The sequence below is a fragment of the Amycolatopsis sp. NPDC043887 genome (genome assembly GCF_056435665.1).
This window is the reverse complement of the sequence record NZ_JBWKEB010000001.1, coordinates 333,766-352,182: the sequence shown is the minus strand read 5'-3', so window position 1 is coordinate 352,182 and position 18,417 is coordinate 333,766. Positions and strand designations below refer to the sequence as shown.

Here is an 18,417-nt window from a genome sequence, read left to right as displayed (position 1 = left end):
GTGTGTTCTTCACACGATCGTGCCATCAAGGTGGTTCAAAGTCGCGCGGGCCTTCCGCACTTTGCTTACCTCGGTCCCGCAACCACGAACGGCATACCGACGTGACAGGAGACCGAGTGACGAACGCGGCGAAGAACGAGGGGCGGGGCGCGGCGCGCTTCGGCCGTCTCGCTTCGCGTGCGCTGTTCGTGCTCGGCGGCGCCGTCGCCGGTTCCGCCGTCGCGTGGGTCGTTTCGGGCTCTTCCGCTTCCGCGGAAATCACCCCGGTGGTCTCCACTCCCGAAACCAGCGTCACCCCGGTCACCGACGCCACCGCGGCGGGTTTGACCGACGTTTCCCAAGGCGCGTCGAAGTTCGCGGGTGACGTCGCCGGTGCGATGTGCGGCGACAGCCAGCAGGACGCCACCACGTGGTCGATGCCCGCCGAGAACGAGTCCGCTTCCGCGAAGCACCACTGCGGCGACATCCGCGCCGACCGGCACGAGGTCTCGACGCGCGTCAGCGACGCGGTCACCGACTTCGCGGACAACTCGGTGATCACCCCGGTCAAGCGGACCCTCGGCGCGGTCGAGCACATCGTGCGCGAGCCCCAGGACACCCGCCAGGTGCTGGACGAGACGTTCACCCCGTCGCCCGACTTCGGCCGCGGGGTCTGGGACCTCCTCGACCCGAACGGACACGGCGACCTCGTCCCGGAGCTCCCGGTCGGCGGAACCCCGGTGAACCCCGAGTCCCCGTTGGACACCATCGGCGCCGGTGCGCAGGTCACCGACTTCGCGCAGCTGGCGACGACCCAGTTCCCCGCTTCCCTCGAAACCGTCCTCCCGATGCCGGCCCTCGTGCAGCAGCACGGTGCCTTCGATCAGGTCGAGGACGCCCCGGCACGTGACGGTCACCGCGGTGACTTCCCGCGTCCGATCACCCCGGCGCCGCTTCCCGCCGCGCCTTCCTTCCCGACTGTCCCCGGCGGCTCCGCCCCCGGTGGTCACCTCGACGGCCTGACCCACGGCGTTCCCGCCTGGGTCGCCGCCGCCGTCGAGCGTTCCCTGACCGGCTACGCGCTGGCAGGCACGCGGTACATGCCGCTCACCCCGGGCTCGCAGCCCGGCGTCACTCCCGACTGAACACCTCCCTCCGCGGGGTAGCCGACGCGCCTCACGCCTCCCGATTCCGGGCATGGCTTCGCGTCCGCTCCTGATCCCCGCGAAACGGCGGTGCGCTTTGTCGCGCCCGCAATCGCTCCACCCCCCTCTGGTGCCTTTCGAACGGCACCCCCTGAACCCGAAAGGGAACCCGAAATGAAGGAGAAAAACCCCATGCAATCCTGGGCAAAGCGCGGACTCCAGACCGCGTTGGTCACGGGTGGGTTGTTGATGCTGGGCACCGGCATCGCCTCGGCTGACGAACACGTCAACCCCGACACCCCGGCCTCCCCGCTCGACGCGAACGTCACCGTTCCGGTCGAGATCGACAACAACGCCGTTGGCACGCCCCTCGGCCAGGCCGACCTCCCCGGTTACAAGGGCGAGATCAGCACCAAGGCCGTCACCAAGCCCGTCTCGGACGCGCTGGACTCGGCTTCGTCGCCCGGCGGCAGCACCGACGGCATCGGCGGAGGGCTCCCGAGCCTTTCCGGCAAGAACGCCGTTCCCGCTCCGCTGGCCGCCAAGGACTCGGCCCGTCAGGTCAGCGGTGGGCTGACCGGTGGTGGGTTCACCACCACGGACGACATCCTCAAGGGCAACAAGGTCGTCGGTGACGTCGTCGTCCCGATCCAGATCGTCGACAACGCCATCGGCGTGATCGGCGACGCCGAGGTCGAGGGTGGCACCCACGACCAGACCTGGTCGCACAACCAGGACGTCGAGACCACCGGCGCGGACTCCAGCCTCGCCGGGAACGTCGTGTCCCTCGACTGGGCGCTGCCCGTGCAGATCGCCGGCAACGGCGGCGGGCTCGCCGGCGGCACCGGCCGCGTGGTCGGCGGTTCCGCCAGCCAGAGCACCACCGAGACCGGCAACATCACCACCGACGGCGAGGGCTCCGCCCTGTCCGGCAACGTGGTGGCCGGCCAGTTCGCCACCCCGGTCCAGGTCACCGGCAACGCCGCCTCCTGGATCATCGGCAACGCCAACAGCTCCGGCTACGAGGCCGAGACCGAGGCCACCTCCGGCGGCTGGATCGAGACCGACGGTGACGACTCCGCCCTCGGCGGCAACGTCGGCGCGGTGCCGATCGCCCTCCCGGTGAAGTTCAACGACAACGCTGCCGCCGCGTGGGGTTCGCTCGCGAACTCCAACAGCAGCTCCTCCGCGGACGCCACCGCCGGTGACACCACCCCGGGCTGGAGCAACGTCCCCAGCTACGTGCAGACCTCCGGCGAGGACTCGGCCGTCGCGGGTAACGCGATCGTGCCGCAGACCGCGGACGTCGCGAACGTCGGCGGCGTGGCCGCCAGCTGGATCGGCCTCGCGAACACCGGCACGGAAGGCGGGACCAGCCAGTCCAGCACCGTCGACGCCGGTGGGTTCATCAGCAGCGAGGGCGAAGGTTCCGCCGGTGGCGGCAACATCGTCGACCCGGCCGTGGCCGCTCCCGTCGAGGTGACCTGCGTCGCGGGCACCTACATCGGCAGCGCCAACGTCGCTTCGTGCGAGAACACCGTCGACGCGAACGCCGGCGACGGCACCCACACCACGGGTGACGACTCCACCCTGGCGGGCAACGTCGTCAACACCCAGGCCGCGCTGGCCCCCGAGGTGTTCGGCGTCGCCGGCTCGCACATCGGACAGGCGACCGCCGAGGCGTCCGAGACGAAGACCGTGACCGCCGGCAACTACGACGGCACCACGGGCAACGACTCGTCCGGCTCGGGCAACATCGTCCAGGTCCCGGCCGCCGTTCCGGCCGAGGTCTTCGGCGTCGGTGGCTCGTTCATCGGTCAGAGCACCGCTTCGGCCGAGGAGACCAAGGTCGTCTCCGGCGGCGGCGGCGGGAACACCGCCGACGACAACGGCTTCCTCAGCTCCAACTTGGGCACCGTGCCGGTTTCGCTGCCGGTGCAGGCGTTCGGGATCGGTGGCGCGTTCATCGGCCAGGGCCACGGTGGCGCCGACGGCGACACCACCTCCAACGCGGGTGGCGACGTCCACGCGACCGGTGACGGTGGCGCGGGTTCGGGCAACCTGGTCTACGGCCCGGTCTCCCTGCCGGTCCAGGCGCACAACTTCGCCGCGGTGCTCGGCGGGATCGCCTCGGGCAAGGGCACGAACCTCACCGACTCGAGCGCGGGCGGCGACGCCACCGCCAACGGTGAAGAAGGCGCGCTGGCGGGCAACATCGTCCAGACGCCGATCGGTGGCGCGGTCCCGGTGACCGGGCACGGCATCGCCGGTGCGGGCATCGCCGAGGGCGAGAGCGTCAGCGACGTCCTTTCGGAGGCGGGCGGCGACGCCACCACCACCGGTGACGAGGGCGCGGTTTCGGGCAACATCATCGGCGCGCAGGCGCTGCCGATCGTGCCGGTCACCCACGACGCGGTCGCGGTCGCCGGGCTGGCCGACGCCGAGGGCGCCAACACCGTCGACGCCATCTCGGGTGGGGACGTGGAGACCTCGGGTCTCGACGGATCGCTCTCGGGCAACATCCTCGACATCCCGGCCGCGGCCGACCCCGAGGTGTTCGGCAACGCCATCGCGGCGGTCGGCGGCGTGTCCGAGACCGAGGCGACCAGCATGATCACCGGTCAGGCCGGTGGCGACAGCATCACCGACGGCAGCGGAGAGGCCCTCTCGGGCTTCAACTTCCACCACCCGCTCGTCTTCGTGGTGCCGCTGAACGAGTTCGAGATCCCGGTCCTCGCGATCGCGGACGAGAACTCGGAGGACTTCACCGAGATCAACGGTGAGGAGTTCTCCCGCGCCTTCACCGACTCGGTCGGTTCGGAGATGCCGATCGACGCGCTGCCCGCGCTGCCCTTCGGTGCTCCGGCCCTGCCGTCGATGAACGGTGCCGGCGCTCTGCCGACCACCCCGGCGATCGGTGGCGCCCGTGCCGACGGTCCCCAGGTGGCGACCCTCCCGGTGCAGGTGGCCGGACTGACCGCGCTGAAGCAGCTGGGAGCCATCCCGACGCAGCTGCCGAAGTCGGACCTGCCCGAGCTGCCCGGCACCCCGGCCCTGCCCGGTGTTCCGGCCCTGCCGAAGACCCCGGGTCTGCCCGGTGACGCCGCTCGTGCGGACGCCCCGAAGGTCGCGCAGCTGCCGGCCCTCCCGGCGCTGAACGGGCTGCCCACCGCGGGCAACCTGCCCACCGCCGGCAACCTGCCCACCGCGGGTGCGCTGCCGACCGCGGGCGCCCTGCCGGTGCAGCTGCCCACGACGGGCACCCTGCCGGTCGTGAACAGCACCCCGGCGATGCCGACCGCGCAGGTCCCGGCTCTGGCGGGCGTCGACTCGTCGCCGCTGAGCATGTTCCAGCGTTTCCTCGGCACCCTGACCGGCAAGAAGTTCCACACCATGTGAACCTGCCAGTCGGCTAGCGCCACTGAATGAACCGAAGCGGGCCCGGGAGACACTCCCGGGCCCGCTTTGTGTTCGCTTCAGCCACCCGGGGTGAAGAGCACGTCCTGGGCGGCGCCCACCGCGGTCAGCACCGCACCCTCCAGTACCGCGCTCCCGCCGACGGTGCCCGCCCGCACCTCGGTCCGCAGCGGTGAGATCTCCGAGAGCCGACGGCTCACCCTGGCCGCCAGCGCGTCGCCGCCGGCGCGCCCGATCTCCCCGCCCAGCACGAGACAGCCCGGGTCCAGGACCGCGGTGACCGCGGCGGCACCGATCGCGATCCGCTCCGCGACGATCTTCAGGAATTCGTCGGCGTTCGCGTCGATCGCGTATCCGACGGCCGCCTCGGCCGCTTCGGCGTTGTCGGCCGATGAAGCCGGGATGCCGTGCGCGCGGGCGAGTTCACAGATCGCGGCGCTGCCCGCGAGGGTGTGGAAGCCGCCGTCGCAGTCGGTCGCCGTCGGCAGCCGTCCGGGGCCCAGCATCGGCAGGAACCCGATCTCCCCCGCGCCGCCCGACGCGCCCCGCCGCAGCGAACCGTCGAGGACGACCGCCGCGCCGACGCCGAAACCCAGCCACAGCAGGACGAACGTGTCCCGGTCGCGGGCGGCGCCGAGCCGCTGTTCGGCGGCGGCCGCGAGGTTGACCTCGTTCTCCAGCAGCACCGGGACACCGAGCCGACGCCGGAGCTCGTCGACGAGTTTCCCGTGCCACGCGGGCAATCCGCCGGCGTGCCGCAGGCCGCCGGTCGCCGGGTCGACCAGACCGGGAGCGCCGACGGCGATCGTGTGCAGCTCGGCCGCGCCCGCCTCGGCGGTGGTGGCCTCCAGCAGGGCGATCGCCCGCTCGACGGCTACGTCGGTGTCGACGTCCAGGTCGAACGGCAGCGAGGCCTCCGCTCGGGTCCGGCCGAGCAGGTCCGCGACCGAGACGGCCACGCCGTGGGTGCGGACGTCGAGGCCGGCGAGGTACGCGCGGTCGGCGACGATGCCGTACAGCTTCGCGTTCGGGCCGCGGCGTTCCGCGCCCGCCTCGCCGACGATCTCGATCAGCCCGGCGTCCTGCAGACGTTCGACGAGGTCCGCGACCGTCGGCCGCGACAGCCCGGTCAACTTCTTGAGCTGGGCGGCCGTCAGTGAGCCTTCGCGGTGAAGCAGATCGAGGGCGAGGCGGTCGTTGATGGCACGTGCCGTGCTCGGGGAGGCGGACGGCATCCGGATGACACTCACCGGCAGATCCTCCCAGAATTAATTATCAGGTTTCCTTCCTGATAGTTTACGCTGACGCCCGTCGAGTCGTCTCATGGACCTTGGGGGCCCAGTGACCAACACAGTGGAAACCGTCGGCGGGCCGACGCGGCGGGTGCGGCAGGCGCGGATCGCCATCGCCGCCGTCTTCGCCGTGCACGGCGCGGTGACCGGCAGTTTCGCCACCCGGATCCCGTGGATCCAGGAACACGCGGGGATCAGCGCGGGCCAGCTCGGCCTCGCGCTCGCCTTCCCCGCCATCGGGGCTTCGCTCACCATGCCGCTCGCCGCGCGGATCGGACACCGGCTCGGCGGCAGGCTGGGGCTCCGGCTGCTGCTCGCGTACTGGACGCTGGCGCTGATCCTCCCCGCCCTGGCGGGAGACCTGGTCACCCTGTGTCTCGCGCTGTTCGTCATGGGCACCGCGGCTGGCACGTCGGACGTGCTGATGAACGCCCTCGGCGTCGACGTCGAGGAGCGGATGGGCAAGTCGGTCATGTCGGGGCTGCACGGCATGTGGACCACGGGTGCGCTCGTCGGCTCCGCCGCGGGCACGCTCGCCGCGCACGCCGGCATGGACGCCCGTCTCCACTTCGCGATCGCGTCGGCCGTGCTCACCGTCGCCGGTGCGCTCATTTGCCAGGGCGTCTTCGACGTCCGCAGCGCACCGGACGAGAACCCGCCGCCGAGGTTCGCGTTGCCGCCGAAGTCGGCCGTGATCATCGGCGCCGTCGCGTTCTGCGCCGTCTTCGCCGAAGGGGCGAGCCTCGACTGGTCCGCCGTCTACCTGCGCGACGTCCTCGGCACCTCGCCGGGGATCGCGGCGGCGTCGACCACCGCGTTCACCTGCACGATGGCGGTCGCCCGCCTCTCGGGCGACGCGCTGGTGCGGCGTTTCGGCTCGGTCAACACCGTCCGCGCGGGTGGCGCCTTCGCGACCGCGGGCGGGTTGCTGGTCGTCTTCGCCGCGCATCCGGTGATGGCGATGGCCGGTTTCGCGCTGATCGGGCTCGGCGTCTCCGTCGTCGTGCCGCTCGCCTTCGCGGCGGCCGGACGCAGCGGGCCGACGCCGAGCCAGTCGATCGCGGGCGTCGCGACCATCACCTATTCGTCGGGTCTCGTGGCGCCGTCGCTGATCGGCGGGATCGCCGACCTGACGTCGCTGACGGTGTCGTTCGCGGTGGTCACGCTGCTGGCGCTCGGCCTGGTGGCGGGCGCCGGCGTCCTTCGATCCCGCTAGCCGAACTGGAGGGAACGCTTGGCGAGGCCGTGCCAGTAGCCGTCAATGACGGTCTCGCCTTTTCCTTCCGAAGAACTCGCGCCGAGCGAGACGAACAGCGGTGCGAAGTGTTCGATCCTGGGGTGCGCGATGGCCGCGGCGGGCGCCTTGCGCTGGAAGTCCAGCAGCGCGTCGAGGTCGCCCTCGCGCAGAGTTTCCGCACCCCAGTGGTCGAATTCGCTCGACCACGACGGCGGTGTCCCGTCGGTGCCGTCGGTCTGGCTCATCGCGCTCAGGTTGTGGGTGAAGAAGCCGCTGCCGATGATCAGCACGCCTTCGTCGCGCAGCGGCGCGAGCTTCCGGCCGAGGTCGAACAGCTCCCGCGGGTCCAGCGACGGCATCGACACCTGCAGCACCGGGATGCCGGCGTCGGGGTACATCTCCACGAGCGGGACGTACGCGCCGTGATCGAGGCCGCGGTCGGGCGCGTCGTGGATCGGCGTCTGGGACGAGCGCAGGAGTTTACGCACCTTGTCCGCCAGCTCGGGAGCGCCGGGCGCGGCGTATTTCACCTGGTAGTAGCGATCCGGGAAACCCCAGAAGTCGTAGACCAGCGGCACCGTGGTGGTGGCGCCGAGGGTCAGCGGTGCCTCTTCCCAGTGCGCCGAGACGACGAGGATCGCCTTCGGTTTCTCGAGGTCCGCCGACCAGCCGGCGAGCTGGCGGGTCCAGGTGGCGTCGTCGGCGAGCGGCGGCGCGCCGTGGCTGAGGTAAAGCACCGGGGTCATGTCAGCTCCAGGTGTTTGAACTTTCAACTACCAGGATAGACGACGTCGCCCGGCTTCGCCTTATTCCCGTGCGAGGTTGGCCGCCATCCGTTCCAGGACGGCGACCGTCGTCCGGTAGTCGTCATTGCTGATGCCTTCGGTTACGCGCGAACGGAACGCGCCGACCTTGGCTTTCAGCCGGAGATGTGCCGCCCGGCCGGCTTCGGTCAGGCCGCCCTCGTCGATCCAGCCGCGAACGCGCAGGTCGGAGATGGTTTTCTGGAGGTCTCCAAACGGCTTCAGTGCTTCGCTGCCGACGGTATTCAGGACCTGCCAGTGGCGACGGGTCAGTCCTTCACTGTCGAGGAGCCGCTCCAGGGAGGATTCGAGCGCCTGGTGAAGGTGGGCGAACCAGAAGCCGATGGGTTTCATGGATACTCCTTCATGTAGGCGGCAACTACATGCAAAAGTACATGCACTTGGTGAGGATGAGCAATGACGGACGCCGTGGCCGACGTGGAACGCGCGATGATCGCCATCCGGCGGAGCCAGGCGAGGCGATCGCTGTCGAAACTCGCTCGCGACCGCGCCGAAACGATGCCGGACCAGGCGCTTCAGGGACTTCTCGACGCCGTCGAGGCGGCCGAGGAGAGCGGCGAGCCGGGAACCGTCACCAGTCTCGCGGCGGCGCTGACCATCGACCAGCCGCGAGCGAGCCGTCTCGTCGCCCGCGCGGTCGAGGACGGTTTTCTCCGCCGCGAAGCCGATCAGCGCGACGGCCGCCGCGCCGTCCTCGTGCTCACCGAGACCGGCCGCGCCGAAGTGGCGCGCATGCACGAATTCCGCCGCTCGGTGTTCGCCGAGGCGATGGCGGACTGGACGGACGACGACCGCCGCGAGTTCGCGCGGCTGCTGACCGCGTTCGTCCGGAACTACGGGGCACTCGGCGTGAAGTAGTTGACCAGGTTGCCGTCGGGGTCGCGGAACAGCAGCGACCGGTTCCCCCACGGCATCGTGGTCGGCTCCTGCACGATTTCGGCCAGGCCTGCCAGCCGCTCGTATTCCCGGTCGACGTCCTCGACGCGGAACTCGAGGATCGCGGTGCGGTTCGACTCGGGCACCGCGGCGCCCGCGCCGAACAGCGTCATGGTCTCGGCGCTGCCGATCGCCAAGGTGCACGACGGCCCGACGAGTTCGGCGAACTGCTCGGAACGCCATCGCGCGGCGAGTCCGGTCGCCTTCTCGTAGAACCCGGCGAGGCGGGCGACGTTCTGGGTGATCACACGGACGGAAACGAACTGCACGGTGGATCCTTTCGGGGCCGGAAAGCGGGACATCGGCCACGTTAGAAGCGATACCGGGCAGGAGCCGCCCGGTATTCTCCCGGCTGTGACCAGGCCCATCGCCCGCGTGCTCGCGTTGCTGGAGATCCTCCAGGGCGGCGGGACGCGCACCGTCGCCGAGCTCGCGGGACGGCTCGACGTGGACGAACGCACCGTCCGCCGCTATGCCGAACACCTCGTCGACCTGGACATCCCGGTCCGCTCGGTGCGCGGCCGGTACGGCGGCTACCGGCTGGCCCCCGGCTACCGCATGCCGCCGCTGATGCTCACCGACGAAGAGGCGCTGGCCGTCCTGCTCGGCCTGGTCGCGGGGCGGCGTGCCGGGCTGATCACCACGTCGGTCGCGGCCGTCGAGAGCGCGGTCGCGAAAGTCCGCCGGGTCCTTCCCGAACCACTGGGCCGACGGCTGGACGCGCTGCTGGAGACCGCCGACTTCACCGCACCGGCAAGGAAAGCCTTGTCGGCCGAGGCCGAGGTCCTGCTCACCGTCGCGGAGGCGGTCCGGGACCGGCATCCGGTCGGGCTCGCGTATGTCGCCGGGCACGGCGGTGCCAGCGAACGCGTCGTCCATCCGTACGGCGTCGTGGCGCATTCCGGACGCTGGTACCTGACCGGGTTCGACTCGGCAGGCGGCGAGGTGCGGACCTTCCGTGTCGACCGGATCAAGTCGGCGGAGCCGCGGCCGGGAACCTTCGAGGCCCCCGACGACTTCGACCCGGCCGAGCGGGTGCTGACGGCGTTGGCCGAGACGCCGTACCGGCACGACGTCTCCGTGCGGATCCAGGCGCCGCCCGAGGAGATCCGCGCCGTCTTCCCGCCGTCCGTGGCGACCCTCGAAACGGACGGCGACCGGGTCCGCGCCCGGATCCGGGCCCAACGGCTCGACTGGATCCCCTCGCGGCTCGCCGCGCTCGACCGGCCGTTCGTCATCGAGCGGCCGGCCGAGCTCCGCGACCTGGTCGGCGCGCTGGCGGCCCGGCTGGCCGAGCGGGCGCGCTGACCGGTCTCGCTCACTTGCCGCAGAACACCGTCCGGACGAGCTTGTTCAGCGCCGCCGGGAAGGCCTGCGCCGGGTCGTTCTCGGCGTCGCCCCCGGTGATCGACGCGGTCAGCGTTTGGCTGCCGTCGGGCGTGCTGTACATCAGAGACCCGTAGCCGTTGAGACCACCGTTGTGGTTGAGAACGGTGCCGACGCAGCCCGGGCCCAAGTCCTGCGAGTACTGCCCGAGACCGTAGAAGCCGTAGAGGCTCTGGCTGCCGGGGTGTGTCTCGCGCATCTCGGCCATCAGCCACGCCGGGAGGAGCTTTCCGCTCTGCAGTGCGGAGAAGTACGTCTGGAGATCCTTGGTCGTCGAGATCATGTCGCCGGCGCTGGAGATCCAGGACGGGTTCTGGTGGGTGACGTCGATCGTCTTCCACTGCCCGGCGTCTTCATAGCGGTAGTAGGCGTGGGCGTACGGCTTGGGCATTCCGGCCCACGCGCCCGGCGACAAGGTGTCACGCAGCTTGAGCGGCCGCAGGATCCGCCGGTCCAGCTCGTCGGCGAAGGGACGGCCGGAGAGCTTCTCGACCAGCAGCCTGGCGACCACGGTGTTGGTGTTGGAGTAGCTCCAGCCCGCGCCCGGCTCGAAGACCGGGGGCTTGGACACCGCCAGCCGGACCAGTTCCTCCGGCCGGTAGGTGTGGAATCGCTTGTCCACCCATTCCTTGCCCGCCCACGGGATTCCCGGCGTGACCGTCCCGTCCGGGTGGTACTGGCCGGTGTGGTTGAACAGCCCGCTGGTGTGCTGCAGCAGCATCCGCACAGTGATCCGCGAGTCCAGCCCGAGCCCGGGAAGGAGACCGGCGACGGGGGTGTCGAGCCCGATCCTGCCCTCGGCCACGAGCTGCAGCACCAGGGTCGCGGTGAAGCTCTTCGACGTGCTGCCGACGCGGAAATGGCCGTTGGTCGGCGGTTTCGCGGTCCCGCCCAGCTCGCGCACCCCGGCGCTGCCGGTCCACTCGCCTCGCTCGTCGCGGACGCGAAGCTGTATGCCGCCGAACCCGGCGTCGACGAATTCCTGGACGGCCTGTCGCAGTTCCGGACGGTCCTGCCCGGCGGAGGCCGTCGGCACGGCGACCCCCGTCAGCAGTGCGGCGGCCAGTGCGGTGAGGCCGATGCGGCGGAAGGTCTTCAGTGTCTTGTTCATGGCGACCACGTTCGCGGGCCGCGCTGACACGGGACGGTCACGGCGCTGACATGGGAGCCTCGATCATGGACGATTTCGGGTGCGAACAGGATTCGGTACGGGCTTTGCTGCGGGAACAGCATCCGGATCTCGCGGAACTGGAACTCCGCGACGTCGACGGTGGCTGGGACAGCCGGCAGTGGCGACTCGGGCCGGAGCTGGCCGTGCGACTGCCGCGCAGCACGCGTGCTCCCGGTCTGCTGCGGAACGAGCAGAAGTGGCTGCCCTCGCTGGCCGAACGCCTGCCGCTGCCGATTCCCGTGCCGGTGCGCGTCGGCGAACCTTCGGCCCTGTTCGGGCACCCGTGGACGATCACCCGCTGGGTCGAGGGCCAGCCAGCGGATCGAACGCCGATCACCCGTCCGGACGCGGCCGAAATCCTCGCGGGTTTCCTCAGTGCGCTGCATCAGGAGGCGCCCGCGGAGGCGCCGGAAAGCGCGACGCGCGGCGTCCCGCTCGCCGCGTTGCGGGAGGGGTTCACCGAATCGCTGGAGGTCATCGCCGGTGAGGCGGGCGCCGGGAGCGCCAGGGAGATTTGGGAGAAGGCGGTCGCGGCGCCCGCGTGGCACGGGCCACCGATCTGGCTGCACGGCGATCTGCATCCCGCGAACGTGATCGTGCGGGAAGGAACGCTCTCCGGGGTGATCGATTTCGGCGACATGTGCGCCGGCGATCCCGCGACCGACCTGTCGGCGGCCTGGATCCTCTTGCCCGAGGGCACGGTGGGCCGGTTCTTCGACGCGTACGGGACCGTCGACGAGGCCACGGTCGTGCGGGCTCGCGGCTGGGCGGTTCTGCGCGCGCTGAACCTGATCGGCATCGGCCGCACCGGCAGGCTCGGCCTGCCCGGCGGCAAACCGACCTGGGAACCGGCCGGCCGGGCGGCGCTTGAACGCGCGTCAGCTTGAGGGCCGGGCCTCGATGCCGTCGAGAAGGAAGTCGAGGCCGATCCGGAAGGTCTCGTCGGCGTCCAGGTGGACGGCGTCGCGCACCACCGTGGCCAGCGCGGGGAGCTTGCCGGTGGCGAAGGCCCGGGTCAGGTAGGGGCCGAGCGTGGCCTGCCAGCGCTTCTCGTCCAGCCCGGTGGCCCGTTCCGCTCGACGCTCGGCGATCTCCCGGCGCACCGCGCCGATCGTGTACGCGTTGACCGCCGAGACCACCGGCATCGCGGAGTCGATGCCGACGTCGCCCAGCGCCGCCATCACCGCCTCCGAAGTGGCCAGCGCGTGCGGGCCGAGCTGGGGCCTGCCGCCGAGCAGGTCGGCGAGCCATTCGTGCCGGTGAACCGCCTGCCGCATGGCGTCGGCGAGTGATCGGAGTACCTCCCGCCAGCCTTCCCCGGTGGGCCGGATCTCGGCGTGGACGGCGTCGACCATCAGGTCGAGCAGCTCTTCCTTGCTCTCGATGTAGCCGTACAGCCGCATCGGGCCGACGTCCAGCGCGGTGGCGACCTTGCGCAGCGATACCGCGTCCAGGCCGTCCGCGTCGGCGAGCCGGATCGCGGCCCGCACGATCAGCTCCCGGCTCAGCGGGGCCAGAGCCGGACGACTCGGCGGCTCCGGCCGCTCCCACACCACCATGCGGAGACAATACACCGCATCGATCGATACAGTGTATTGGTCAATACGGTGTATCGGAGGAGTGGATCATGACCCTCGCCATCGTCGGAGCGGGCCTCGGCGGCCTGGCTCTCGCCCGTGTTCTGCACGTCAACGGCATCGACGCCGTCGTGTACGAGCGTGAATCGTCGCGCGACGCCCGCGGTCAAGGCGGCATGCTCGACATCCACGCCGACACCGGCCAGCGCGCGCTGCGCGAAGCCGGCCTGTTCGACCGGTTCTCCGCGATCGCCCGCAACGAGGGCCAGGACATGCGGCTTCTGGAGCCGGACGGCACGCTGCTGCTGCAGGAGGACACGCCCGGCGACGCGTCGTTCGAGCGCCCCGAGGTCGACCGCGCCGACCTGCGTGATCTGCTGCTGGACTCCCTCCCCGAACACACGGTGCGCTGGGGACACGCCTTCGAATCCGCCGAAGACGGCGTCGTGAACTTCGCCGATGGGCGCACCGCGACGTACGACCTGCTGGTCGGCGCCGACGGCGCGCATTCCCGGGTCCGCCCGCTGCTCACCGACGCCCGTCCGGCGCATCTCGGCCACAACTTCGTCGAGCTCCGCATTCCCGACATCGACCGCACCCATCCCGACCTCGCCGCGATGGTCGGCCGCGGCACCTACTGGGCGCTCGGCGACGGCAAGTCCCTGGCGGCCCAGCGCAACGGCGACGGCACCGTGCGCGTCGGCCTCAGCTTCCACGGCACCGGCGAGAACTGGTTCGCCACCTGCGGGATGCCGCTCGACGATCCGGCCGCCGCCCGGGCATGGCTGATCGGGGAACTCGACGGCTGGGACGCGCGGTTCACCGCGCTGATCGCGGCCTGTGACGACGCGGTGGTGCCACGGTCGATCGCGGCTCTCCCGGTCGGCCTGACCTGGCCGTCGGCACCGGACGTCACCCTGGTCGGCGACGCCGCGCACCTGATGCCGCCGGTGGGGGAAGGCGCCAACATGGCCCTGCTCGACGGCGCCCTGCTCGGCCTCGCGCTGGCCGCGCATCCGGGCGACTTCGCCGCCGCCGTCGAAGACTACGAACGCGAGATGTTCGACCGCGCCGAAACCGCCGCCCGGATGTCCGCCCGGGTCCACGAACTCCTGACCGCGCCGGACGCCGCCCGGAAAATGCTCGCGTTCTTCCAACCGGCCCGAGGCTAAGGTGCTATGAACGAAAAGCCACTTCGTTCATAGCCGAACAGGAGCAGGATTGCCGACCCCGTTCAGCGGCGAGGATCGCGCCCGGATCACCGAACGGCTCCTGGCCGCCGCACGCGACCTCTTCGCCGCACAGGGCCTGCGCAAGACCTCCTTGGACGACCTCGTCGGCCCCGCCGGGATCGCCAAAAGCAGCTTCTACGCCTTCTTCGACTCCAAGGAGGCGTTGTACCTGGAGCTGATGCTGCGGCAGGCCCCGATACTGCACGAACGGCTGGCCGCGGTGGTGAACGAGGCCGACAGCGCGCGTGCCGCCCTCGGCGGTTTCCTGCGCGCCACCGTGCGGATCCTCGAGGAGAACCCGCTCTACCACCGGCTGATCACCCATCCCGAGGAGATGCGGGCGGTGGCCAGGCGGATGGGCCCCGGCGAGAGGGCACGGACGGAGCAGGTGCTGCCGCTGTCCGGATTCCTGGAGGCGGCCAGAGCGAAAGGGCGGCTCGTCGACACCGACGACGACGAGTTGATCGGCGTGCTCCGGGCCGTGCTGGTCCTGCCCATGCACCGGCAGGACATCGGCGAGCAGCGCTATCCCGCCGCGCTCGACCGGCTGATCGACATCGTCGCGGCGGGACTGACCAAGGAGTGACCATGCGCGAAGGTGTGCTGGCAGGTGGCGCCCCGTACCTCGAGTTCGGGACGGGAAGCCCGCTCGTGGTCTTCCGGACGGTGCTGCCGGACTCGGCGAACCCCACCGGGTTCGCCCGCTGGGCGGAGGTGCGGTCTCTCAAACCGCTGGCCGAGCGGTTCACCGTGCTGACGGTCGGCCGTCGGCCGGGGCTCCGGCCCGGCGTCACCATGGCCGAGCTCGCCGCCCACCACGCCGAGGAGCTGCGGCAGCGGTTCGACCGTCCGGTGGACGTGCTCGGCCTGTCCACGGCCGGTTGCCTCGCGCTGCAGTTCGCCGCCGACCATCCCGGCCTGGTGCGACGGCTGGTGGTCGGCGCCGCGGGCACCCGGCTCGGCGCGGAAGGCCGTCGCGTCCAGCGCCGGTACGCGGATCTGCTGGCCGCCGGGCGGCACCGGGCCGCGGCCATGGCGCTGGCGCCCACCGGCGCGGACTCCCGGCCAGGACGGGCTCTGCTGGCCGGGCTGCTGGGCCTGGCCTCCGGCCGCCCGGCGGACCCGGACGGCATGGTGGCCATGCTGCGGGCCGAGGACGCGTTCGACATCGAAGACCGGCTCGGCGAGATCACCGCGCCCACCCTGGTGATCGCCGGTTCGCAGGATCCTCTCTACCCGCTCGAACTCGCCGAGCGAATAGCCGACAAGACCCGCCGCGGCGATCTCAAGGTCTATCCGGGACGACGGCACCACACCGTGATGAGCGATCGCCGCTTCACCAAGGACGTCTTCGAATTCCTGCTCTGACTCGCGGTGTTCCATCGCCTAGCCTTGAGGCGAACCTGCCCTAGGCGCGCCTACCCGGTAAGGGTGCGTCCGCAGTCGGAGGGGGAGGCTGCCCGTTCGAGCCGGGCCAGGTCCGAAGGGCCTCTGCGTTCGCGTGGGGGCCCTTGTCTTTCCCGCCGCTAGTCGTGTGACAGATCGACGAAGCGGCTGTAGTGCAGCTGGTGCGCGACGGTGATCGTCGCCGTCGGCCCGGCACGGTGCTTCGCGATGATCAGGTCCGCCTCGCCGGCGCGCGGGTCGTCCCGCTCCCAGGCGTCGGGGCGGTTGACCAGGATGACGAGGTCCGCGTCCTGCTCCAGCGAGCCGGACTCACGAAGGTCGGACAGCATCGGGCGTTTGTCCGTCCGCTGCTCGGGACCACGGTTCAGCTGGCTGATCGCGATCACCGGGACCTCGATCTCCTTGGCCAGCAGCTTCATCTGCCGCGAGAACTCCGAGACCTCCTGCTGCCGCGACTCGACGCGTTTACCCGAGGTCATCAGCTGGAGATAGTCGAGGACGACGAGCTTGAGGTCGTTGCGCTGTTTGAGCCGCCGGGCCTTCGCGCGGATCTCCATCATCGTCATGTTCGGCGAGTCGTCGACGAACAGCGGCGCCTCGGAGACTTCGCTCATCCGGCGCGCGAGCCGCGTCCAGTCGTCGTCGGACATCTTGCCACCGCGCATATCCGCCAGGCGGATCCTGGCCTCGGCCGAGAGCATGCGCATGACGATCTCGGTCCTGCTCATTTCCAGCGAGAAGATGACGCTGGTCAGACCGTGTTTGATGGACGCCGAACGCGCGAAATCCAGTCCCAGCGTCGAGTTGTGGGTGGGGACCATCGAACGCCCGGCCAGATACAGATGGTCCGGCGCGTCGACTTCCACGCACCGCACCGGGACGGACGGCATGGGACGGACGTCCACGATGTAGCGAAGGTGGGGTCGGACGCGGACGTTGGTGAGCCGTTCCTTCTGCAGCAGGTGCTTACGCTGCAGCCAGAACACCCGGTCCTGGGTGGTGAAGCCGAGGGTGTACGCCGTCGAGGACGACTCACTGCGACCCTTGACCTTCTTGGTCGTCAGCGAGCAGCGGTAGCCGAGACTGACGATCAGTTCCCGGGTCTGCTCGGCGAGCACCCTGTTGGTCACGGTGAACTGCACCGCGCCGGAATGGTTGACGGTGCCGTCGGTGTCCAGCAGCCCGGCCAGCAGCGCGCGGCGTTGTTCGACCGACGCTCGCAGGTAGTCCACTGGGATGTGCTTGTCGCCGAGTACGCCCATCGTGCGGAGAATCGCCTGCACACTGCCGTGTTCGTTGCGGCAGGCTTGGCAAAGCCGCATGCCCGACGACGGACGCCCGCAGTCGGGGCACGTCGGCGACGGCACCGGAGGACTCTGGAAACGCACTTTGCCGCCGCACGAACGGCCACACGTCCGTACTTGCGAGGTCTGGGGAAGGAACGGTTCGCCGCATACCTCGCAACGCCGGTATTCCACCGGATCCGGCGGAACCAGCCGCAGGGTGTACGACTGCTCCCCGTGGCGTTCCACCAGGAGCCCGGCTTCCCCCTCCAGGTAGCAGATGATCTCCGGGTCCGCCGTGGTGAAGCGTGCGCTGGCCGAGTGGCCGTCGCCCAGCCAGGCTCCGAGCGCGTAGGGATGCAGAGGGAGATCACGTTCGGGCAGCTGCAGCGGGGCCGTGGTCACGATCGAGTGGTTGACACGCCGATCCGCCGTCTCGCAGTGCAGCGTGGCCGCCAGCTCTTCCGTCGTCCGCACCGTGGGCGCTGACCGACACGAACGGCGGGACGACCTGGTGTCGGTCAGCCATTGGTGTTCGGCGTCCGCGAGGATCACCGTGCCGTCCGAGAACTCGACTTCGTAGCAGGGGCGGCCCGTCATGACCTCGGTCGCCGCGACCACGGTCGTGGGGCGCCCGTTCGCACCGAGCAGCCGGTCCCCGGGCTGGACCTCGCCCATGGTCGTCCAGCCGTCGGGTGTGGCCAGTGGAGTGTCCAGCGCGAGTGCCTTCCCGACACCGGGCCGCGCCGCGACGATGATCATCTGGCCGGGGTGCAGGCCGTTGGTCAGATCGTCGAAGTCCGCGAACCCGGTCGGGATGCCCTGCGACTGCCCGCCGCGCGACGCGATCGCGTCGATCTCGTCCATGGTCGGCTGGAGCAGTTCTTCCAGCGCGACGTAGTCCTCGCTGGTGCGCCGCTCGGTGACGTCGTAGATCGCGGCCTGCGCGCGGTCGACGACCTCGTCGATGTTCGCGCCGTCGGCCGCGGCCGCGCCGTAGCCGTACTGCACGATCCGCGTGCCCGCCTCGACCAGGCGCCGCAGCACCGCCTTCTCGGAGACGATCTCGGCGTAGTACCCGGCGTTCGCCGCCGTCGGCACCGTCGCGATCAGGGTGTGCAGATAGGGGGCGCCGCCGACGCGGCCCAGCTCGCCTCGACGCTCCAGTTCGGCGGAGACGGTGATCGGGTCGGCCGGTTCGCCGCGGCCGTAGAGGTCGAGGATGACGTCGTAGATCGCCTGGTGCGCGGGGCGGTAGAAGTCGTCGGGACCGAGGGCTTCGATGACGTCGGCGACGGCGTCCTTCGACAGCAGCATGCCGCCGAGCACGGACTGCTCGGCCGCGATGTCCTGCGGGGGCTGGCGGTCGTACTCGCCGCCACGCGGACCGGGGTCGCCGGGACCCGGGTCGGACTCCGCGTACATCGGATTGCGGTCGTCGGTCAGCGCCACCGCTGCTGCCACCTCCTCAAGACATCGAACACGCGTTCGATTATGTCAGAATTTCCCCGGTCGGTCCGCCCGCGCCCGC

Annotated in this window: 16 protein-coding genes; 9 read left to right on the top strand and 7 right to left on the bottom strand. The window is 70.6% G+C overall.

The features are described 5' to 3' along the window. Nucleotides 1-116 precede the first annotated feature (116 nt). Both AC069H_RS01800 and AC069H_RS01795 read left to right on the top strand, forming a co-directional pair. Nucleotides 117-1,124, top strand: a complete 1,008-nt coding sequence (locus AC069H_RS01800) for a hypothetical protein (RefSeq protein WP_478231033.1) — start codon at nt 117-119, stop codon at nt 1,122-1,124. Nucleotides 1,125-1,316: 192 nt separating this feature from the next. Then, nucleotides 1,317-4,523, top strand: a complete 3,207-nt coding sequence (locus AC069H_RS01795) for a beta strand repeat-containing protein (protein WP_478231032.1) — start codon at nt 1,317-1,319, stop codon at nt 4,521-4,523. 77 nt (nt 4,524-4,600) lie between these two features. On the opposite strand, the gene AC069H_RS01790 is transcribed toward AC069H_RS01795, so the two are convergent. After that, nucleotides 4,601-5,791 carry an ROK family transcriptional regulator gene (locus AC069H_RS01790; protein WP_478231031.1) on the bottom strand — a complete coding sequence of 397 codons (1,191 nt, stop codon included), beginning with the start codon at nt 5,789-5,791 and terminating at the stop codon, nt 4,601-4,603. Between the two features lie 91 nt (nt 5,792-5,882). Between AC069H_RS01790 and AC069H_RS01785 the strand changes: the two genes are divergently transcribed. Continuing rightward, a complete protein-coding gene (locus AC069H_RS01785; protein ID WP_478231030.1) occupies nt 5,883-7,049 on the top strand; it encodes an MFS transporter in 1,167 nt (388 codons plus the stop codon). Here the strand turns inward: AC069H_RS01785 and AC069H_RS01780 are convergent. Both AC069H_RS01780 and AC069H_RS01775 read right to left on the bottom strand, forming a co-directional pair. Next, nucleotides 7,046-7,816, bottom strand: a complete 771-nt coding sequence (locus tag AC069H_RS01780) for a dioxygenase family protein (protein WP_478231029.1) — start codon at nt 7,814-7,816, stop codon at nt 7,046-7,048. The genes AC069H_RS01785 and AC069H_RS01780 overlap by 4 nt on opposite strands. A gap of 60 nt (nt 7,817-7,876) precedes the next feature. Further along, nucleotides 7,877-8,227: a MarR family transcriptional regulator gene (locus AC069H_RS01775; protein ID WP_478231028.1), complete on the bottom strand. Its 351-nt coding sequence runs from the start codon at nt 8,225-8,227 to the stop codon at nt 7,877-7,879. Nucleotides 8,228-8,290: 63 nt separating this feature from the next. Between AC069H_RS01775 and AC069H_RS01770 the strand changes: the two genes are divergently transcribed. Next, the gene (locus AC069H_RS01770) at nt 8,291-8,752 is read left to right on the top strand and encodes a MarR family winged helix-turn-helix transcriptional regulator (RefSeq protein ID WP_478231027.1); all 462 of its coding nucleotides are present in this window, start codon (nt 8,291-8,293) and stop codon (nt 8,750-8,752) included. Here AC069H_RS01770 and AC069H_RS01765 read toward each other — a convergent pair. Then, nucleotides 8,728-9,099 (bottom strand): VOC family protein, encoded by a 372-nt coding sequence (locus AC069H_RS01765; protein WP_478231026.1) that lies wholly within the window; start codon nt 9,097-9,099, stop codon nt 8,728-8,730. The two genes, AC069H_RS01770 and AC069H_RS01765, sit on opposite strands and share 25 nt — an antisense overlap. An 85-nt stretch (nt 9,100-9,184) precedes the next feature. Here AC069H_RS01765 and AC069H_RS01760 point away from each other — a divergent pair, with 85 nt between their 5' ends. Beyond that, nucleotides 9,185-10,138 carry a helix-turn-helix transcriptional regulator gene (locus AC069H_RS01760; protein ID WP_478223965.1) on the top strand — a complete coding sequence of 318 codons (954 nt, stop codon included), beginning with the start codon at nt 9,185-9,187 and terminating at the stop codon, nt 10,136-10,138. A gap of 10 nt (nt 10,139-10,148) precedes the next feature. Here the strand turns inward: AC069H_RS01760 and AC069H_RS01755 are convergent, their stop codons facing one another. Continuing rightward, nucleotides 10,149-11,327, bottom strand: a complete 1,179-nt coding sequence (locus AC069H_RS01755) for a serine hydrolase domain-containing protein (protein ID WP_478231025.1) — start codon at nt 11,325-11,327, stop codon at nt 10,149-10,151. A 65-nt stretch (nt 11,328-11,392) separates the two neighbouring features. Between AC069H_RS01755 and AC069H_RS01750 the strand changes: the two genes are divergently transcribed. Next, nucleotides 11,393-12,274 (top strand): aminoglycoside phosphotransferase family protein, encoded by an 882-nt coding sequence (locus AC069H_RS01750; RefSeq protein WP_478231024.1) that lies wholly within the window; start codon nt 11,393-11,395, stop codon nt 12,272-12,274. Here AC069H_RS01750 and AC069H_RS01745 read toward each other — a convergent pair. After that, nucleotides 12,266-12,946, bottom strand: a complete 681-nt coding sequence (locus AC069H_RS01745; RefSeq protein WP_478231023.1) for a TetR/AcrR family transcriptional regulator — start codon at nt 12,944-12,946, stop codon at nt 12,266-12,268. The two genes, AC069H_RS01750 and AC069H_RS01745, sit on opposite strands and share 9 nt — an antisense overlap. A gap of 68 nt (nt 12,947-13,014) precedes the next feature. On the opposite strand from AC069H_RS01745, the gene AC069H_RS01740 reads away from it, so the two are divergent. The 3 genes from AC069H_RS01740 to AC069H_RS01730 are packed head-to-tail and all read left to right on the top strand — an operon-like array spanning nt 13,015 to nt 15,564. Beyond that, a complete protein-coding gene (locus tag AC069H_RS01740; RefSeq protein ID WP_478231022.1) occupies nt 13,015-14,136 on the top strand; it encodes an FAD-dependent oxidoreductase in 1,122 nt (373 codons plus the stop codon). Nucleotides 14,137-14,185: 49 nt separating this feature from the next. Continuing rightward, nucleotides 14,186-14,782, top strand: coding sequence for a TetR/AcrR family transcriptional regulator (locus AC069H_RS01735; protein ID WP_478231021.1), 597 nt, complete (start codon nt 14,186-14,188; stop codon nt 14,780-14,782). A gap of 2 nt (nt 14,783-14,784) precedes the next feature. After that, a complete protein-coding gene (locus AC069H_RS01730) occupies nt 14,785-15,564 on the top strand; it encodes an alpha/beta fold hydrolase (RefSeq protein WP_478231020.1) in 780 nt (259 codons plus the stop codon). Between the two features lie 158 nt (nt 15,565-15,722). On the opposite strand, the gene dnaB is transcribed toward AC069H_RS01730, so the two are convergent. Next, nucleotides 15,723-18,338, bottom strand: a complete 2,616-nt coding sequence (gene dnaB, locus AC069H_RS01725) for a replicative DNA helicase (RefSeq protein WP_478231401.1) — start codon at nt 18,336-18,338, stop codon at nt 15,723-15,725. Between the last annotated feature and the right edge of the window lie 79 nt (nt 18,339-18,417).